The following is a 16,139-nucleotide window of genomic DNA, read 5'->3' on the forward strand; positions in this document are numbered from 1 at the left end:
GCGCTGAGCTACCCCGGCGTGACCAGGACGCGCGTGTTGCCGCCGGGGAAAGCTCACGTCAGCCGGTCAGTCGGTCGTCGCCCGAGGCACGGGACGAGACCGCCAGGACGCCCAGGTCCGCTTTCCGGTCCCCCTCGGTCCGGTCAGCGGGGCGCGGGGCGCTCCGACCGGCGGTTCGCCACCTGGTGAGGGTCAGCGACAGGAACACGCCGGCGGTGGCGATCACCGTGCCGTGGAACAGGGCGACCACCGGCATCGGGGAGGTCCGCTCCAGCACGAGCCCGCTGGCCAGCATGCCGACTGCGAAGCCGAACGTCTCCGCCGTCGCGGAGATCCCGAACAGGTACCCACGTAGCTGCGCGGGCGCCGCCTGCAGGCGGGTGGAGTACGCCAGCTCGGTGCACCCGTCCGCGAACCCGGCGACCAGCGCCACCGCGATCAGCAGCGGCACGGGCGGTCCGGTGAACGCCGCCACGAACGCCAGCGACATCACGCAGGCGGCCACGGCGAACGTCCGCTCGTCCGGTGACCGGCCGGTGCGCTTCAGCCACATCGAGACCATCTGGTGTGTCAGCAGGGTGCCGACAGCCCAGGCGGCCCAGAACTGGCTGAGCAGCGCCGCCGGGTTGCCCGGGTTCGCGACGTGCGCGAAGACTGGCAGGGCCACGTTGTGCGACGCGGATCCCCAGGCGTCCACACCGCGTAGCGCCACCATGCCGGCGAGGACAGGCGACCCGGCGAGCAGCAGCCGGAGGGCGCCCAGCCCGACCGGCCCGGATCCGGACCCACGCGCCGTCGAGGCGGCACCGGCATGGCGGAACGGGAGCGGCAGGCAGGCCAGCACGACCGCGGAGACGAGAAAGCTCCCGGCGTTGACCGCGAAAGCGGGAAGGAACCCGAACTCGCCGATGATCGGGCCGGCCGAGGCGAAGCCGAGCACCGTCGCCGCTGACCGTCCCGTCAGCAGATAGCCGTTGCCCCGTAGCCGATCCTCGTCGCCCACCAGCTCCGGCACGCTTGTCCGCAGCGCCACGTTGAAGACCGTGTTGCCGCTGCCGAGGATCACGGCCACGACGTAGAGGAGCTGCGGGTGCCCGGCTGCCGGCACGGCCAGCAGCGCGATCATCGCGAGGGCCTGTGCGACGTCGGTGGCGATCATGACGGTTCTGCGGTCGACGCGGGTGACCAGGCCGCCAGCCACCGGCGACACGAGGAAACCGGCGGTGAGCCGGACCGCCATCAACAGCCCGGTCTGTAGCGCGCTGTCCGTCAGGTGGTACGCGTACAGGTTGAGGGCGACGAGGTTGAGGAAGTTGCCGAACGTCGAGACCGAGTAGCCGGCGACGAAGACGGTGAACAGCCGCATCGTCCGTGGTCCCGTCATCGGTGTCCGTGGCCGATCTCGCCCTGGGGAGCGGTCGCCACCCGCTCGAGCACCGAGAGGAAGTCCGCCGCCCAGCCCTCGATCGTCGACTCGTCGAACAGATCCGTGGAGTACTCGAAGGCCACCTCGATGCGGTGCTCCGTCGGCAGGAGTACGACGTACAGCTCGGTGCGCGCCACGCCCGTCACGGCGAGGCTCTCCACGGCGGCCGAGACACCGGGAAGCGTGAGGCCCGGCGGTGGGGTCGTCACGACCGCGAACAGCACCTGCGGTGTCGGTATGTCGGCTCCGACGGCGTCCGCCACCTGGCCCAGCGCGAGCGCGTGGTGGTCGAGCGCGACGAACGTCCGCTCGGTGACGGCATGGACGAGCTCGTCGAAACGCAGCCCGTCGGAGAGGGTCACCCTGACCAGCAGCGCCTCGCCGACGGGCCCGACCACGCCGGAGTGTTCCGGGCGGACGCGGCTCGCGCTGGACACCGGCACCACCATGTCCCGCTGTCCGCACAGTTCCGCCATCCACACCGCGAACGCCGCCGTGAGAACGGCGGCCGCCGTGGTGGCGATCCGCGTGGCGGCCGCGTGCAGGAGCCGGACGGTCCGCGCGGGTACGTCGAACCGGTGCAGCGCCCCCCGGCCGGAGAGTCGGCCGCGACGGCGCCGATCGTAGGGCAGGTCGAAGCGCAGCCGCGCGCCAGCCAGTTCCGTACGCCAGAACGAGACCAGCGCGTCGCGACGATCCGCCTCGAGCTGCGCCACCCGCCACCGGGCGTAGTCCGGGTACCCGACCACCGTCGGCAGGTCGGTGGTGGTGCCGTTCACCTCGTCGGCGCAGAGCGTCGACAGGTCCCGCCAGATGACACCCATCGACCATCCGTCGCAGATCATGTGGTGCAGCACCAGCACGAGCATCCACCGCCGCTCGCCGAGTCGGCCCAGCCGGGCCCGCCACAGCGGCGCCTCGTCGGGCGCGAGGACCGCGTTCGCGGTCGCCTCGCACCAGCGGTCCACGCCGTCCGGCTCCGCGGTCAGGTCGGTGACCGACAGCCGTACGGGCAGCTCGGCGAGGACCTCCTGGACCAGTTGGTCGTCTCGGGGAACCAGACGGGTCCGGAGCGCGGCGTGCCGACGGACGAGCGAGTCGAGGGCGCGCTCCAGCGCGCGTACGTCGAGGTCACCCTCCAGCCGAATCCGGTGCCCCACGTTGTAGACGGCCGGGCGCGGATTGGCGTGATGCATCCGCCACGCCCGCTGCTGGATGCTCGTCGCCGGGGCGGTGTCCGACACGGTGGCGGCGTGGACGCGCCTCGCCATGTCCCGGATGGTGGGGGCCTGGAACAGGTCAGCCACCCGCAACTCGACGGAGAGGGCGTCCCGTACCCGATTGACCAGCTCGACCGCCGTCAGCGAGTGCCCGCCGAGCGAGAAGAACGAGGCGTCGACCGGGACGCTCCTCAGCCCCAGTTGCTCCGCCCACAGTGTGTGCAGTCTCCGCTCCAGGTCGGAGGCCGGTGCGCTGCCGCGCCGGTGGCCCCGGTCCGGCTCGGGCAGCCGGCCGCGGTCCAGCTTGCCGCTGGCGTTGACCGGCAGTTCCTCGACCCGCACCCACTCGGTCGGGATCAGGTAGCTGGGCAGGCTGGTCGCCAGCTGTTCGGTGACGCGGCCGAGGTCGACCGCGGCGTCGGCGAGCACGACGTACCCGACGAGGCAGGTCTCCCCGCGGGAGTCCCGGCCGGTCAGCACCGCGGCGTCGCGCACCTCGTCCAGCGCGTGGAGCGCCCGCTGCGCCTCCTCCGGCTCCACCCGGTAGCCACGGATCTTCACCTGGTTGTCGAGGCGGCCGAGGTACTGCAGGGAGCCGTCGGGCAGCCATCGCGCCAGGTCGCGGGTCCGGTAGAGCCGCCTCGTGGGCGCGGCGGGATCGGGGATGAACGCGGTGGCGGTCTCCTCCGGTCGGCCCACGTACCCGCTGCCCAGGCAGGCGCCCCCCAGGTGGATCTCGCCCACGGCTCCGACCGGCACCGGCAGCTGCCGCTCGTCGAGCAGCCGGACGACGACGTTCTCGATCGGGCGGCCGATGGGAGGCTTGTCGCCCGCGTCCGGGTCGACGCGGTGGGTGAGGGTGATGATCGACGCCTCGGTGGGTCCGTACTCGTTGTAGAGCGCGCAGTCGGGATGCGCGGCGAGGAAGCGACGCAGCGCCGGGGTCAGGATCATCTCCTCGCCGGCCGACACGACCTCGCGCAGTGACGGCACCGCCGGGTCGGTGTCCATCAGGTACCTGAGCGGGGTGAACGGCATGAACAGCCGTTCCACCCCGTGCCGCCTGATCGCCGCGACCATCGCCTGGGGTTCGTAGCGCGCCTCGTCCGGGATCATCACGAGCGCGGCACCGGACGCCAACGTCGTGAAGATCTCCTGGACGCTCACGTCGAAGCCCACGGAGGTCCACTGCAGGGTGCGCAACGTCGGCCGGTGCCGCAGGTACCAGCCGACCAGGTTCGCCGGGCCGCGGTGCGGCACGGCGACCCCCTTGGGACGGCCGGTCGAGCCCGACGTGTAGATGCAGTAGGCCAGGCTGTCGGGGCCACCGACCCGTGGTGGAGCGGCGTCCGCCCTCGGGTCCGCGCCGTGCGGGGCGCACATCTGCATCCCGAGGCGGGCGGCGAGCTTCTCCTCGTCCGTCACGAGGAGAACCGCGCCGCTGTCGCTGGTCATGAAGGCCAGCCGGGACTCCGGCACGCCGCGGTCGAGCGGCAGGTAGGCGGCACCAGCCTTGTGCACCCCGAGCAGCGTGGCGACGAGATCCACGCCGCGCGGCAGGCACACCGCGACGACGTCGTCCGGCCGCACGCCCCGGTCGCGCAGCCGCCATGCGATCGCGTTGGCGCGCTGATCCAACTCGCGGTACGTCAGTCGGGTCTCGCCGACCACGAGCGCGTCCGCGTCCGGGGTCCGGGCGACCTGCTGCTCCACCAGCTCGTGCAGGCAGGCCGTCGGGCCGTCGTGGTGGTCGCCGCCCCATCGGCTCAGCGCTGCCCGGTCCGACTCGACCGGTGCCGTCAACGCCGACAACACCGGATCCCGCCCTGCGGCCGCCCGCCTGAGCAGCGCCTCGAGGTAGGCCAGAACCCGTCGCACGGACGCTTCGTCGAACAGGTCGGTGTTGTATTCGACGACGCACTGCACCCGGTCGACGTGGTGCGTCAGGTAGAGGGTCATGTCGAGCGGTGCCCGGTCGCTGGGCACGTCGAGCAGCGTGGCGTTGACCCGCGGCGGGTCGAAGTCGACGGTGACCGCGCTCTCGTACTCGACCAGGACCTGGAACACCGGGTTGCGGCTCGGGTCCCGCTCCGGGTTGACCGCCCCGACCAGCTCGTCGAACCCGACTCCCGCATGGTCGAACGCCTCGGTGCTGGCGTCCCGGATCCGCTCCACGACAGCGCCGAGGGTCGGGTCACCGGACAGGTCGACGCGCAGCGGCACCGAGTCGATGAACAGACCGATCAGGTCCTCCGTGCCGGCGGGCCGGTTGGTGAGCACGGTGCCGAGCACCACGTCGTCCTGGCCGCTGAGTCTCCCGAGCACGGCGGCGACTCCGCCGAGCAGGGTCATGAACGGCGTGACCCGGTGCTCCTGGCTGATCCGACGTACGGCCGCGGCGACGTCGGCGTCCAGGTCGTGCACGAGTGCGGCGCCGCGCGCCGTCATCACCGGCGGTCGGGGCCGGTCCGTGGGCAGCCGCAGCGGCGGCGCCCCGGCGAGAACGGACCGCCAGTAGTCCAGGTGCCGTCGCTTCTCCTCGCCGGTGACGAGGCGTGCGCGTACGTGGTCCGGATAGGTGATCGGCAGCGGGGTGAGGGGCGGTGGCTGGGTCGGTCCCGACCGGTAGAACGCGGCGAGATCCCGGACGAACACCGCGGTGGAGAACGAGTCGAAGACGATGTGGTGCGCGTAGAGCATCAGCAGGTGCGCAGCCTCGCCCAACCGGATCAGCCCGGTCCGCAGCAGCGGTCCCGTGGTCAGGTCGAACCCCTGCGCGCCGAACTCGGCCACCGCGTCCCGGATCGCTCGGTCGTCGGGGACGCCCGACCGGTCGACCAGCGGGCAGTCCAGGTCGACGGAGGGCAGGACCATCTGGTACGGCTCGCCGTCGACCTCGCGGAACACCGTACGCAGCGGTGCGTGGCGCTCCACCACGCTGCCCAACGCCCACCGCAGTGCGGTGACGTCCAGCGTGCCGTCCAGCCGGATCGCCTTCGGCTCGTGGTAGCTCGTCCGCCCCGGGTACATCTGCTCCAGGAACCACATTCCCCGCTGCGCCGCCGTCAGCGGCGCGTGCTGCGTGGCCTGCCGCGGATCGCAGACCCGGTCCTGCTGCCGCACGCGCACCCGGTCGACGAGCCGCAGGCTGCGCAGCATCTGCTCGGTGGAGACACCGAAGTCGACGAAACAGGCGATCTCGTCGACGCCCATCCCGGTGAGACGGTCGATGATCGGGGCGCAACTGTCGGGTGTCCCGATCAACGCCCGGTCCTCGCAGTACCGTGCGTAGGCCTGCTCGAGCAGGAAGTCGACGTCGCTCTCGGGAGTGGTGTCGTCGATGGTGACGCCGAGGCTGTTGGTGACGCCGCCGAGGAGCGACAGCGACGAGCGCAGGTAGCCGCAGAACGGGGCGAACGCCTCGGCGCGGGTGCGCTCGAGGTCGTCCCCGAGGTACGTGTGGACCAGGACGACCACGCGGCCACCATCCGGGTCGAGCCCGTGTTCGCTTCTGGTACGGCGATAGAGCGAGATGTTCTCGGCCAACTGGTCGACGGACTGGGTCATCAGATTCGTCACCACGCCGAGATCGGCGGCGGCGGCCGACCGGTACGAGTCCGGGTTCGACACGACGGCGACGAAGAACGGCGGCATCGTCTGCAACGGCCGTGGGAAGATCCGGACGTCGACCCGTTCACCGTTGCCGGCTGTGGCGGGCAGCGCCTCGCCCGACCACAACGTGCGAACGGTCGCCAGGTGCTCGTACGCGAGCTGCCGATGGTTGCCGAACGCGTCCGGGTTGAGCGCGAAGTCGTTCGGGTGCCAACCGCTGGCCACGCACAGCCCGACCCGGCCGCCGGAGAGGTTGTCGACCACCGACCACTCCTCGGCCACCCGGATCGGGTTGTGCAGCGGCAGCACCACGGATCCCGCGTTGATCCTGATCCGGGACGTCTCGCGGGCCACCGCGGCGGCCAGCACGACCGGGTTGGGAAACAGCCCGCCGAACGAGTGGAAGTGCCGCTCCGGCAACCACACACCGTGGAAGCCGTGCTGATCGCCGAACCGGACGGCTTCCATGATCGCGCCGTACTTGTCCTGCTGGTCCTGGTCCGGATAGTCACCGAAGAAGTAGAGGCTGAAATCGCAGGTTCTGGCCTGTGCCGGCGGCGCCGGCGGCGCGGGTCGGGGCTGCGGCGCCGGCGCCGGCGGCGGCGTGGGCACGGGTGCGGCAACCGGCGGCGTGGGCACGGGTGCGGTAATCGGCGTCGTCCTGCCGGGTGTGGTCGCGGCGGCCGCGGCGACGGCCGCGGCAGGTGCGGCGGACATCGAGGGTCCGGGTCGCGCGGGCGGCGCCGTCGGGCCGCCCTGTCCTCCGGCTGTCCCGCCCAACACGGCCAGCTGTTCGCGCATCACCGAGGTGACCTGCTCGACGAGCTGTTCGGTGAGTCGGAGCTGCTGGGCGATGACGTCGGCGACCTCCGCGGGCGGCGCGGCGACCTCCGCGGGCGGCGCGCCGGCGCCGGACGCGGTCGGTGCCGGCCTCCCGTCGGCCGCCACCGGATCGGTCGGCGTCTGAGTGGGGGCGTCCTCGGCGCCCATCCGGTCGGCGATCAACGCCGAGAGGCGCTCGGGGTTGTCCGCGATCGTGAACAACTCCCGGGCGGCCAGCTCGATCCCGAACGACTGCCGTACCTCCTGCACGACGCGCAGCATGGACAGCGAGTCGGCACCGAGGTCGAGGAACGCGCGCCGCGGCCGAACCTCGGCCAAGGAGGCGCCCAGGTGCCGGGCCGTCAGGTCACGGACGGCCGCCAGCACCTCCGCGCGCCGGGCTGCCGCAGCGGCCGGCACGACAGCCGGTTCGCAGGCCCGCGCTTCGCCACCGGCGGTGACCGGTTCGCGGGAACCGGTGGGGGCGCCGGGGGCGATCCAGTAGCGCTTGCGCCGGAACGGGTAGCTGGGCAGCGGTATCCGCCTTCCGCCACCGGCCACCTCCGCCCACTTGACCGAATCGCCGTGGCGATACAGCTCTGCGACGGCGTGCTCGACCGCCAGGACCGGGTGCGTGCTTCGCCGTTGCGTCGCCACCCAGGCAGTGGCGGGGTCGGCGCGCCGCCCCACTCCGCTCAGCACCGCGTCCGGGCCGATCTCGAGGAACCGGCGACAACCCTGCGCCACGAGGGTGCTCACCGCGTCGGCGAACAGCACCGGCCGGCGGATCTGCCGGGCGAGGTAGTCGGCAGGCAGCACCGTGCCCGCCGCCAGCAGCCCCCCGGTCAGGGTGCTGACCATCGGCGTGCTCAGCGGCGACATCCGTACGGTCGCCGCCTGCGCCGCGAAGGCGTCGACGATCGGATCCAGCAACCTGCTGTGGAAGGCCCGGTCGACCAGCAGCTTCCGCCACTCGATGGCGTGTCGGTCGAGCCACGCGGTCGCCTGCTCGACGGCGGCTTCCGGCCCGGCCAGGACGTACTCCTCGGAGCCGTTGACGGCGGCCACCTCGACGTGGATGTCGGCGAGCATCGGGGCGATGGCGGCGCGACCGGCCAGCACCGCGATCATCGAGCCCGGGGGAGTGCCCCGCTGCGTCAGCCTGCCGCGTGACGCCGTGAGCCGCATCCCGTCGGCGAGCGACATGCCCCCCGCGACACAGAGCGCCGCGTACTCGCCGACGCTGTGCCCCAGCACGAGGTCCGGCTCCACGCCGACGGTGCGCCAGAGCTCGACCAGGGCGACCTGGAACGCGAAGAGCGCGGGCTGCGCCGTGTCGGTGGGCCAGAGGCGCTGATCGTGGCGTCCGCACAGCAGCGCGAGCAGGCTGGCGCCGTGCTCCGCGGTGTACAGCCGCTCGCACTCGTCGAGCACCCGCCGGAAGGCAGGGAATGCCTGGTACAGCTCGTCGGCCATGCCCAAACTCGCGGCGCCCTGGCCGGTGAAGGCGAATGCCAACGGGCCGGGCCCGCCGGGCGGCACCTCGGCGGCCAGCGCCTCGTCGAGCGCGTCGGCCAGTTCGGCGGCGCTGCCGCCGACGACAGCGAGCCGGTGCCGGCGGTGGGCTCGGCCGAGCGCGGCGGTGGAGACCACGTCCGCGACCGGCAGGGCAGAATGGGCGCGCAGGTGAGCGCGCATCCGGCTGGTCAGCTCGGTGAGCGCCGCCGGGTCGGCCGCGGAGAGCGGCAGGACGCGGAGGGCGCCCGGCGCCGTGTCCCGCTCGGGTGTCGGTGGCGGCTCTTCCAGGATGACGTGTGCGTTGGTGCCGCCGACGCCCAGCGCGCTGACCCCGGCGCGGCGGGGCGCCCCGTCGGTTGGCCAGGCCCGCAGTTCGGTGCCGAGCACGAACGGGCTGCCGTCGAGTTCGAGTTCCGGGTTCGGTCTCCGCAGGTTCACCAGCGGTGGGAGCGTGCGGTGAGACAGCATGAGGACCGTCTTGATCAGGCCCGCCATGCCCGCGCAGCTGTCCAGGTGACCGATGTTGGGCTTGACGGAGCCGACGGTGCAGAAGCCGACCTTGTCCGTCCGGTTGCGCAACGCCCTGGCCGCCGCGCGAAGCTCCACCGGATCACCGAGCGGCGTCCCGGTGCCATGGGCCTCCAGATAGGTGATGGTCTCGGCCGGGACGTTCGCCTGGTCGAGCGCCCGCTCGATCACGTCCACCTGCCCCGCGACGCTGGGCGCCGTGAAGCCGACCTTGCCCGTCCCGTCGTTGTTCACCGCCGACCCGATGATCACCGCGTGGATCGTGTCGCCGTCCTCGATGGCCCGGTCCAGCCGTTTGAGCAGCACGGCTGCCACCCCGTTGCCGCCCACCGTGCCGTCGGCGTCGGCGTCGAACGCGCGACACCGCCCGGTGGGGGAGAGGATCGATCCGGGGTAGTGGCGGTATCCGGTGGCCTGCGGAACGTGGACCGCGGCGGCACCGGCCAGCACAAGGTCGGCATCGCCGCTACGCAGCGCCTGGCAGGCCAGGTGCACGGCGACCAGCGAGGTGGAACACGCGGTCTGCACGCCGACGGCGGGGCCGGTCAGGCCCAGCCGGTAGGCGACCCGGGTCGCCAGGAAGTCCGGTTGGGTGCCGATGGCCTTCTGCATCCCGCTGACCGGGTCGTCCTGACCGGTCAGCAGGTTGTTGAGCAGGTAGTTCTGATGCGTGTAGAGGTTCATGCCGCCACCGGCGAAGATCCCGATGCGTGCGTCGCCCGTCGCGCCGGCGTACCCGCCATGCTCCAGCGCGTGGTAGCAGCACTCGAGGAACAGCCGGTGCGCGGGATCGGTCAGCTCGGACTCCGCCGCGCTCATGCCGAAGAAATCGGCGTCGAAGGCGTCGATGTCGGCGAGCGCCCCGGTGACCGGAACGAAGTCGGCGTCGGCACGGTCGGCAGCGGGCACACCGGCCGCCGTCAGCTCCTCCGCGTCGAACCGCCGTACGCTCACCACGCCCCCTGTCAGGTTCGTCCAGAAGTCGTCCAGCGTGTCGGCCCCGGGGAACCGCGCGGCCATACCGACGACGGCGATCCGCTGTTCGGAGGCAGCCGCGACGCGCGGGTGCCGTCCGGGTGGCGGGCCGAGCGAGCCGAGGTGACTGGTGAGCGCGGCGATGGACGGGTGCTCGAACATCGCCACCTTGCTGAACTCGATCCCCAGCTCGCTCTGCAACCGCGCGTGCAGCCGGACCAGTGTCACCGAGTCGACGCCCATCTCGTAGAAGGGCGTGTTGTCGTCAACCTCGGCCTTGAGCACGGCGCGGAACGCATCCCGCATCGCGCCACGCAGTCCGGCGGGCGCGGCGACGGCGCCGGCGGTGGTGGGGCCGGCGTCGAACTCACCGTCGAGAAGCCGCCGACGCAGTGCCGACCGCTGGACCTTGCCGCTGGGCGTCTTCGGGAACGCGGCGCGTGGCACCGGCACCACCCGCGCGGTCATCCGCAGCCGGACGAAGAGCGCCTGCTGGATGGCCCGGACCGTGTCGGCCGGTTCGGCGTGGTCGGTGCCGAAGAACACCACCAGTGTCTCGGAGCCGCTCTCCGGACGCGGCACGCCGCAGGCCGCGACGAGCCCGGGGACGACGCCTGGTGCGTCAGCGACGACGCTCTCTATGTCATGGGCGTACCACGTCTGTCCGTTGAGGACGACGCGGTCGCCCGCACGCCCGGCGATGACGACCTGGCCGTCCCTGCCGAACGCCAGGTCACCGGTGTTCAGCCAGATCTCGTGCTCGGAGTCGCCCGTGACGAACGCGGCCCGGTCGGCGTCGGAGTTGCCGAAGTATCCCTTCGTGACCCGCGCCGAGCTGACCTGCAGTCGTCCGATGCGTCCCTCCGGCAGCACGACGTCGCGGTCGTCGACGACGCGAAGCGTCGCTCCCGGCGCCGGCGACCCGACCGCCACGAACGTGACGTGGCCGTCCGCCTCGGCCGCGTCGTCCGTCCACGTCAGATCGCCGCCGAGGCTCGACGCGCGGACGCGGTGCACGTTCGCGTCCAGACCCCCGCGCGCGAAGCTGATGCCGGTCACCGTCTCGGTCATCCCCCATGCGGGAACGAAGACCTCCGGTCGGATGCCGAAGGACGCGGTGGCGCGGAGGAACTCGGCCATGACCGGGACCGTGATCTGCTCGCCACCACTGACCAGCGTGACGATCGAGGACAGGTCCCAGTGTCCGTCCGTACGCCCCGAGAGAGCCTCGTTGACCAGCTGGTACCCGAAGTTCGGCGACCAGGCGTGGTTGACCTTGTGCTCGACGATCAGATCCAGCCAGCGCACCGGGTCGGCGAGGACCAGTTCGCTGGGCGCGTGCACGTTGGTGCAGCCGACGAAGACCTCGAGCAGGTGATAAAGGAGAAACGACGCGCTGTGGTCGAGTGGGAGCCAGTTCAGCGTGACCTCCCCGGGGCGGATCGGCAGCAGCGTCGGGGTGCCCGCGCCGAACTCCACCAGACCTCGCTGCGTGAGCTGGATGAGCTTGGCGCTCCCCATGCTCCCGGAGGACATCATCAGCAGCGCGACATCGTCCGGATCCGGTTGGTGCACGTCCACGGCGGGCGGATGCTCGGCGTACGCCCCGACGTCAAGGAGCCGAAGCCCTTCGGGCAGGCCGTCGCGGTCGTCCGCGGTGCAGAGGACGAGCGGCTCGCCGAGTAGCCGCACCGCGCGGCCCAACCGGTCGAGGCCGTCGGCGATCGCGGCGGGACCGGACGGGCGAGCGACCAGGAGCGGACGGATTCCACCGAGGGCGCAGGCCCAGAAGGTGGTGACGAAGTCCAGCGGTCGCCCGCCGTACAGGACGACGTGGTCACCGGCCCGCAACCCCCGGTCGCGCAGTCCGCTGAGGATCCGGCGGGCCCGGTGCAGCAGCGCCGGGAACGGGAGGGACGCCGACCGCCCCGGCTCGGAGACGACGACCACACCGGCGTCAGGAAACTGCTCCGCGGCGCGCAGAAGCGCCTCGGGCAGACACCGCGGACAGTCGTCCGCCAGTTCCAGCGGTGGGCCGCTGTAGAAGGCCGGTCGGTCCACGCTCTCCCCCATCGCGTCGTGCTCTCCGCTTGCCTGGCTGCGCCAGCAGAGCCGCGCCGCCGCCCGGTGGAGCGTACGCACGCTGAGCAACCTCGATGGCTCGTAACGCGCGTGTCGATTCACGAATGGGCGCGACCCGCACCGCGGCGGGCCGCGACCGGGGCCGGTCCGGGGACCCCGTTCAGCCACCTGCTCGCGCCGGCTCCCGCGGCCCCACCGTCCACGGCTGGAGCTTGTCGGGGTTGCGTACCGCCCAGATGCGCCTGATCCGGTCGCCTGCCACCTCGAACGCGTACACCGATACGGTGACGCCGTCCTGCCGAGCGATCAGGCCGGGTTGGCCGTTGACCGTACGCTCCAGGATCGTCAGGTCGCGCAGCCTGTCCTCGAGATGGACCAGGGAGCGCACGATCTGCTCGGCGCCCTCGACCGGGCGGAGCGCGGTGCGGACGACGCCGCCGCCGTCGGCGATCGCCGTGGCGTCGGGGTCGAGGAGGCCGATGAGGGCGTCGATGTCCCTGGCTTCCCAGGCCTGTTTGAAGTCCCTGACGATCCGGGCCTGCTGGGCTGTCGACGTCGCGGGAGCCTGCGACGCGCGAATACGACGGCGGGCCGAGGAGGCCAGCTGGCGGCATGCCGCCGGGGTACGGCCGACGATCTCGGCCACTTCGGCGAAGGAGTAGCGGAAGACGTCGTGCAGGACGAACGCGACGCGTTCGGCCGGGGTCATCGATTCGAGCACGACGAGGAAGGCCATGTTGACCGACTCGTCGAGAGTGACCCGGTCGGCTGGGTCGACGGTGAAGCCGCCCGACCGTCCGGTGATCCACTCCGTAGGCTCGGGTAGCGGCTCGGGGAGCCATGCGCCCACGTACGTCTCCCGCCGGGCCCGTGCCGAGGAGAGCACGTTGAGGCAGACACGGCTGGCGACCCTGGTCAACCAGGCGCCGGGGGATGCGATGACGTCCTGCTGCTGCCGGGGCAGGGCGTACCACCGGGCGTAGGTCTCCTGGACGACATCTTCGGCGTCGGCCAGGGAGCCGAGGAGCCGATACGCCAGATTGATCAGCTGACGCCGCTCGCTCATGATCGCGGTCAGGCTCGGATCGAGCTGGCCGCCTGCTGGCCCGGACTGGATCGTCATGGTGTCGTCGGCTCCCCTGGTCGCACGTGCACTCACCAGTTCGACAAGACGGCGCGGCGATCTGTGAGGTGGGCGGGCCGCCTCACATTCCGAGGCGTTGCGTTGTCGGATGAGTGAGACACCATCCACCACCGCAAGGTAGCTGCCCCGGCGGGCATCCGGATCGCCGTCGAGAACCCGCGCCGGAAGGCGTGATCGTCCCCGCGCCGGCCGCCCCGTGATGAGGGACCGACCCCATCGGGCCGCAAGCCTCGAACACCTGCCGAGATCGAGAAGGGAATCCTGCCATGTCCACGCCCGGACCCCACACGTCCAACAAGGTCGTCGTCATCGGCGGCGGTTACGCCGGCACGCTCGCGGCCAACCATCTGCGGATGCGCGCCGACGTCGACATCGCCCTGGTCAATCCCCGCCCGGAGTTCGTCGAACGAATCCGGCTGCACCAGTTCGTGGCCGGCACCGGTGCGGCCACGGTCGACTACGGCACGCTACTCGGTGAGGGCATCCAGTTGGTTGTCGACAGCGCCACGCGCATCGACACCGCCCTCCGCACGGTCCAGCTGGCCTCGGGCGGCGCCCTGGACTACGACTACGTCATCTACGCGGTGGGCAGCACCGGGTCGATACCGTCATCGGTGCCTGGCGCGGCCGAATTCGCTGTCTCCATCGCTGAGTTCGAGTCCGCGCAGCGGCTGCGCGCCGAGCTTGACGAGTTGCCTCCCGACGCTCCGGTCACCGTGGTCGGCGCCGGGCTGACCGGCATCGAGACGGCCGCCGAACTTGCCGAGCAAGGACGCAGGGTCACGCTGGTGTGCGGCCGGACCTTGGCGCCGTCCCTGAGCGCCCCCGCCCGCCGATCCGTGGCCAGGTGGCTGTCCCGGCACGGTGTCGCGGTGCTTGAGGCCGCCGTGGTGAGCGAGGTCCGGCCGGATGCGGTCGTCTTCGCCGACGGCGCGGTGCGTGCGAGCGCACTGACCATCTGGGCGGCAGGCTTCGGCGTGCCGAGGTTGGCGGCCGCGAGTGGGCTGCGCACCGACGAGCTCGGCCGGCTCCTCACCGACGAGACGCTGACCAGCGTCGACGACGACCGGATCGTCGCGGCCGGGGACGCCGTCGCGCCCTCGGACCGGCCGCTGCGGATGAGCTGCTACGCGGCCGGGCCGCTCGGGGCGCAGGCCGCGAACACCGTGTTGAGCCGTATCGCGGGGACCGATCCGGCGCTGATCAGCCTGGCCTTCACGGGGTCGTGTGTCAGCCTCGGCCGGCGGGCCGGCCTACGACAGTTCGCCCGCAAGGACGATACCGCGGTGAACGTCTACTTCGACGGCCGCATGGGCGCCGCGTACAAGGAGATGACCTGCAAGTTGGCGGTGTCGAGGATCCGACGCGAGGCCCGCAAGCCGGGTTCCGTCGTCTGGGTCAAGGGCGGCCCGCGTCCCGAGCAGCCGGCCTCCGCTGACCGGGTGGTCGCGTCCCCGTGACGACCGGCGAGCATGCCGAGCGGTTCAACCGGCCGGGGCCGCGGACTGCGAAACCTCCGTGGCCCCGTCGAGGAGGTTCCGGTACGTCAGGATTCAGCCCTCGCCCGCCAGAGTGCCAGCGCCAGCCAGGCCGAGCCGACCGCGACGAGCACGCCGTGTGCGACCCGGACGGCCGCGGGAGTGTAGAACTGTGGCAGGAAGAGGGCGAAGCCGAGTGCGAAGACGATGCCGCTGGGGCGGGGCAGCACTCCCGAGCGCCAGACCGCGACGGCGGTCAGGACGGCCGACACCCCGAGCGTGATCAGGCCGAGCCCGAACGTCGTGATCGCGACCGGGTTGTATCGAACCGTCTCGACCATGTCGAGCAGGTCGAGCGGCTGGCCCGCGGCGTACGTGCTGGCGATGGCGTGCAGGCCGAAGTCCTCGGCGCCGTAGTAGGGCAGGACGAGTCCCACGCCGATCCAACCGGTCACGACGGCGGCGAAGGCGAGCCGTCCGGCTCGGGTGTGCCTGACCGCGTCGCGTACGGCGAGCAGACCCAGCGTCACCAGGATGAAGCCGATGATGGCGAACAGGTGCGAGGCGACCCACCAGTCGGAACTCATCGCCCGGGTCGCGCCGTCGACCGTGGATTCGTCGTGCCACGGTCGGGTCGCCGGGTAGAGGACGAACAGGACGCCGGCGGCAGCGAGGGCGAGGGCGCCGAGCCGGGTGCGGGCGGGGGAGGTGGACATCGTGTTCTCCAAGATCAGGTGCGGGGCAGGCTCGCGATGAACATGCGGATCAGTTGCTCGTGGGTGGCGTCCAGGTCCTCGGGCAGGCCGAAGCCGCCGGCCGCCTCGATCGAGGCGAAGCCGTGGACGATCGCCCGCAGGCAGCGGGTGGTGTGGATGGCGGCCTCGCCTTCGAGTCCGTAGCCACGCAGCACCGCGAGGAAGACCTCGAGCAGCCGTGCGCCCGCGCTCGCCAGGACCGGGTCGTGCAGTGGATCCGGCGGCATCGCGGCGTGGCGGGCCGGATGCTCGATCGCGTACCGGCGGTAGGTGCGCATCAGGGTGGCGGTGGCGTCGTCGCCGCTGCGGCCGACCAACGCGGCGGTGAAGCGTTCGGTCAGTTCTTCCATGATCCGTACAGCCATCAGTGTCCGCAGCTCGGCGAGGCTGCCGACGTGCTTGTACAGCGAGGGTGCGGCGACCTTGGTGCGTTCGGCGACCGCGGCCAAGGTCAGGGCGTCCAGGCCCCGATCGTCGATGAGGTCGAGGGCCGCGTCGACGACGGTCGAGGTGGACAGCCCGGCCCTAGGCATGAGCACCCTCCGGGCCGCCCGAGTGCGTTCGGGGGAGGGCTTGGCT

General features: G+C 71.9%; 6 protein-coding genes. 1 reads left to right on the top strand and 5 read right to left on the bottom strand.

What is annotated here, in order from left to right:
• Positions 1-58: 58 nt before the first annotated feature.
• From ACFY23_RS12075 to sigJ, 3 genes are all read right to left on the bottom strand, one after another.
• The gene (locus tag ACFY23_RS12075; protein WP_350678856.1) at positions 59-1,384 is read right to left on the bottom strand and encodes an MFS transporter; all 1,326 of its coding nucleotides are present in this window, start codon (positions 1,382-1,384) and stop codon (positions 59-61) included.
• Positions 1,381-12,243 (bottom strand): non-ribosomal peptide synthetase/type I polyketide synthase, encoded by a 10,863-nt coding sequence (locus ACFY23_RS12080; protein ID WP_350678854.1) that lies wholly within the window; start codon positions 12,241-12,243, stop codon positions 1,381-1,383. Before ACFY23_RS12080 ends, ACFY23_RS12075 begins: the two co-directional genes overlap by 4 nt.
• Before the next feature lie 100 nt (positions 12,244-12,343).
• A complete protein-coding gene (gene sigJ, locus ACFY23_RS12085; protein WP_387051216.1) occupies positions 12,344-13,435 on the bottom strand; it encodes an RNA polymerase sigma factor SigJ in 1,092 nt (363 codons plus the stop codon).
• 158 nt (positions 13,436-13,593) lie between these two features.
• Here sigJ and ACFY23_RS12090 point away from each other — a divergent pair, with 158 nt between their 5' ends.
• Positions 13,594-14,787: an FAD-dependent oxidoreductase gene (locus ACFY23_RS12090; RefSeq protein WP_350678850.1), complete on the top strand. Its 1,194-nt coding sequence runs from the start codon at positions 13,594-13,596 to the stop codon at positions 14,785-14,787.
• 86 nt (positions 14,788-14,873) lie between these two features.
• Here the strand turns inward: ACFY23_RS12090 and ACFY23_RS12095 are convergent, their stop codons facing one another.
• The gene (locus tag ACFY23_RS12095; RefSeq protein ID WP_350678848.1) at positions 14,874-15,521 is read right to left on the bottom strand and encodes a hypothetical protein; all 648 of its coding nucleotides are present in this window, start codon (positions 15,519-15,521) and stop codon (positions 14,874-14,876) included.
• A 14-nt stretch (positions 15,522-15,535) separates the two neighbouring features.
• Positions 15,536-16,093 (bottom strand): TetR/AcrR family transcriptional regulator, encoded by a 558-nt coding sequence (locus tag ACFY23_RS12100; RefSeq protein WP_350678846.1) that lies wholly within the window; start codon positions 16,091-16,093, stop codon positions 15,536-15,538.
• Between the last annotated feature and the right edge of the window lie 46 nt (positions 16,094-16,139).

The organism is Micromonospora sp. NPDC000121 (genome assembly GCF_042899165.1).
In the GTDB taxonomy this organism is placed as follows: Bacteria; Actinomycetota; Actinomycetes; order Mycobacteriales; family Micromonosporaceae; genus Micromonospora.

Coding starts and splice junctions, on each gene's coding strand:
- ACFY23_RS12075 (WP_350678856.1), bottom strand. CDS start 1,384: ATGACGGGACCACGGACGATGCGGCTGTTCACCGTCTTCGTCGCCGGC.
- ACFY23_RS12090 (WP_350678850.1), top strand. CDS start 13,594: ATGTCCACGCCCGGACCCCACACGTCCAACAAGGTCGTCGTCATCGGC.
- ACFY23_RS12095 (WP_350678848.1), bottom strand. CDS start 15,521: ATGTCCACCTCCCCCGCCCGCACCCGGCTCGGCGCCCTCGCCCTCGCT.
- ACFY23_RS12100 (WP_350678846.1), bottom strand. CDS start 16,093: ATGCCTAGGGCCGGGCTGTCCACCTCGACCGTCGTCGACGCGGCCCTC.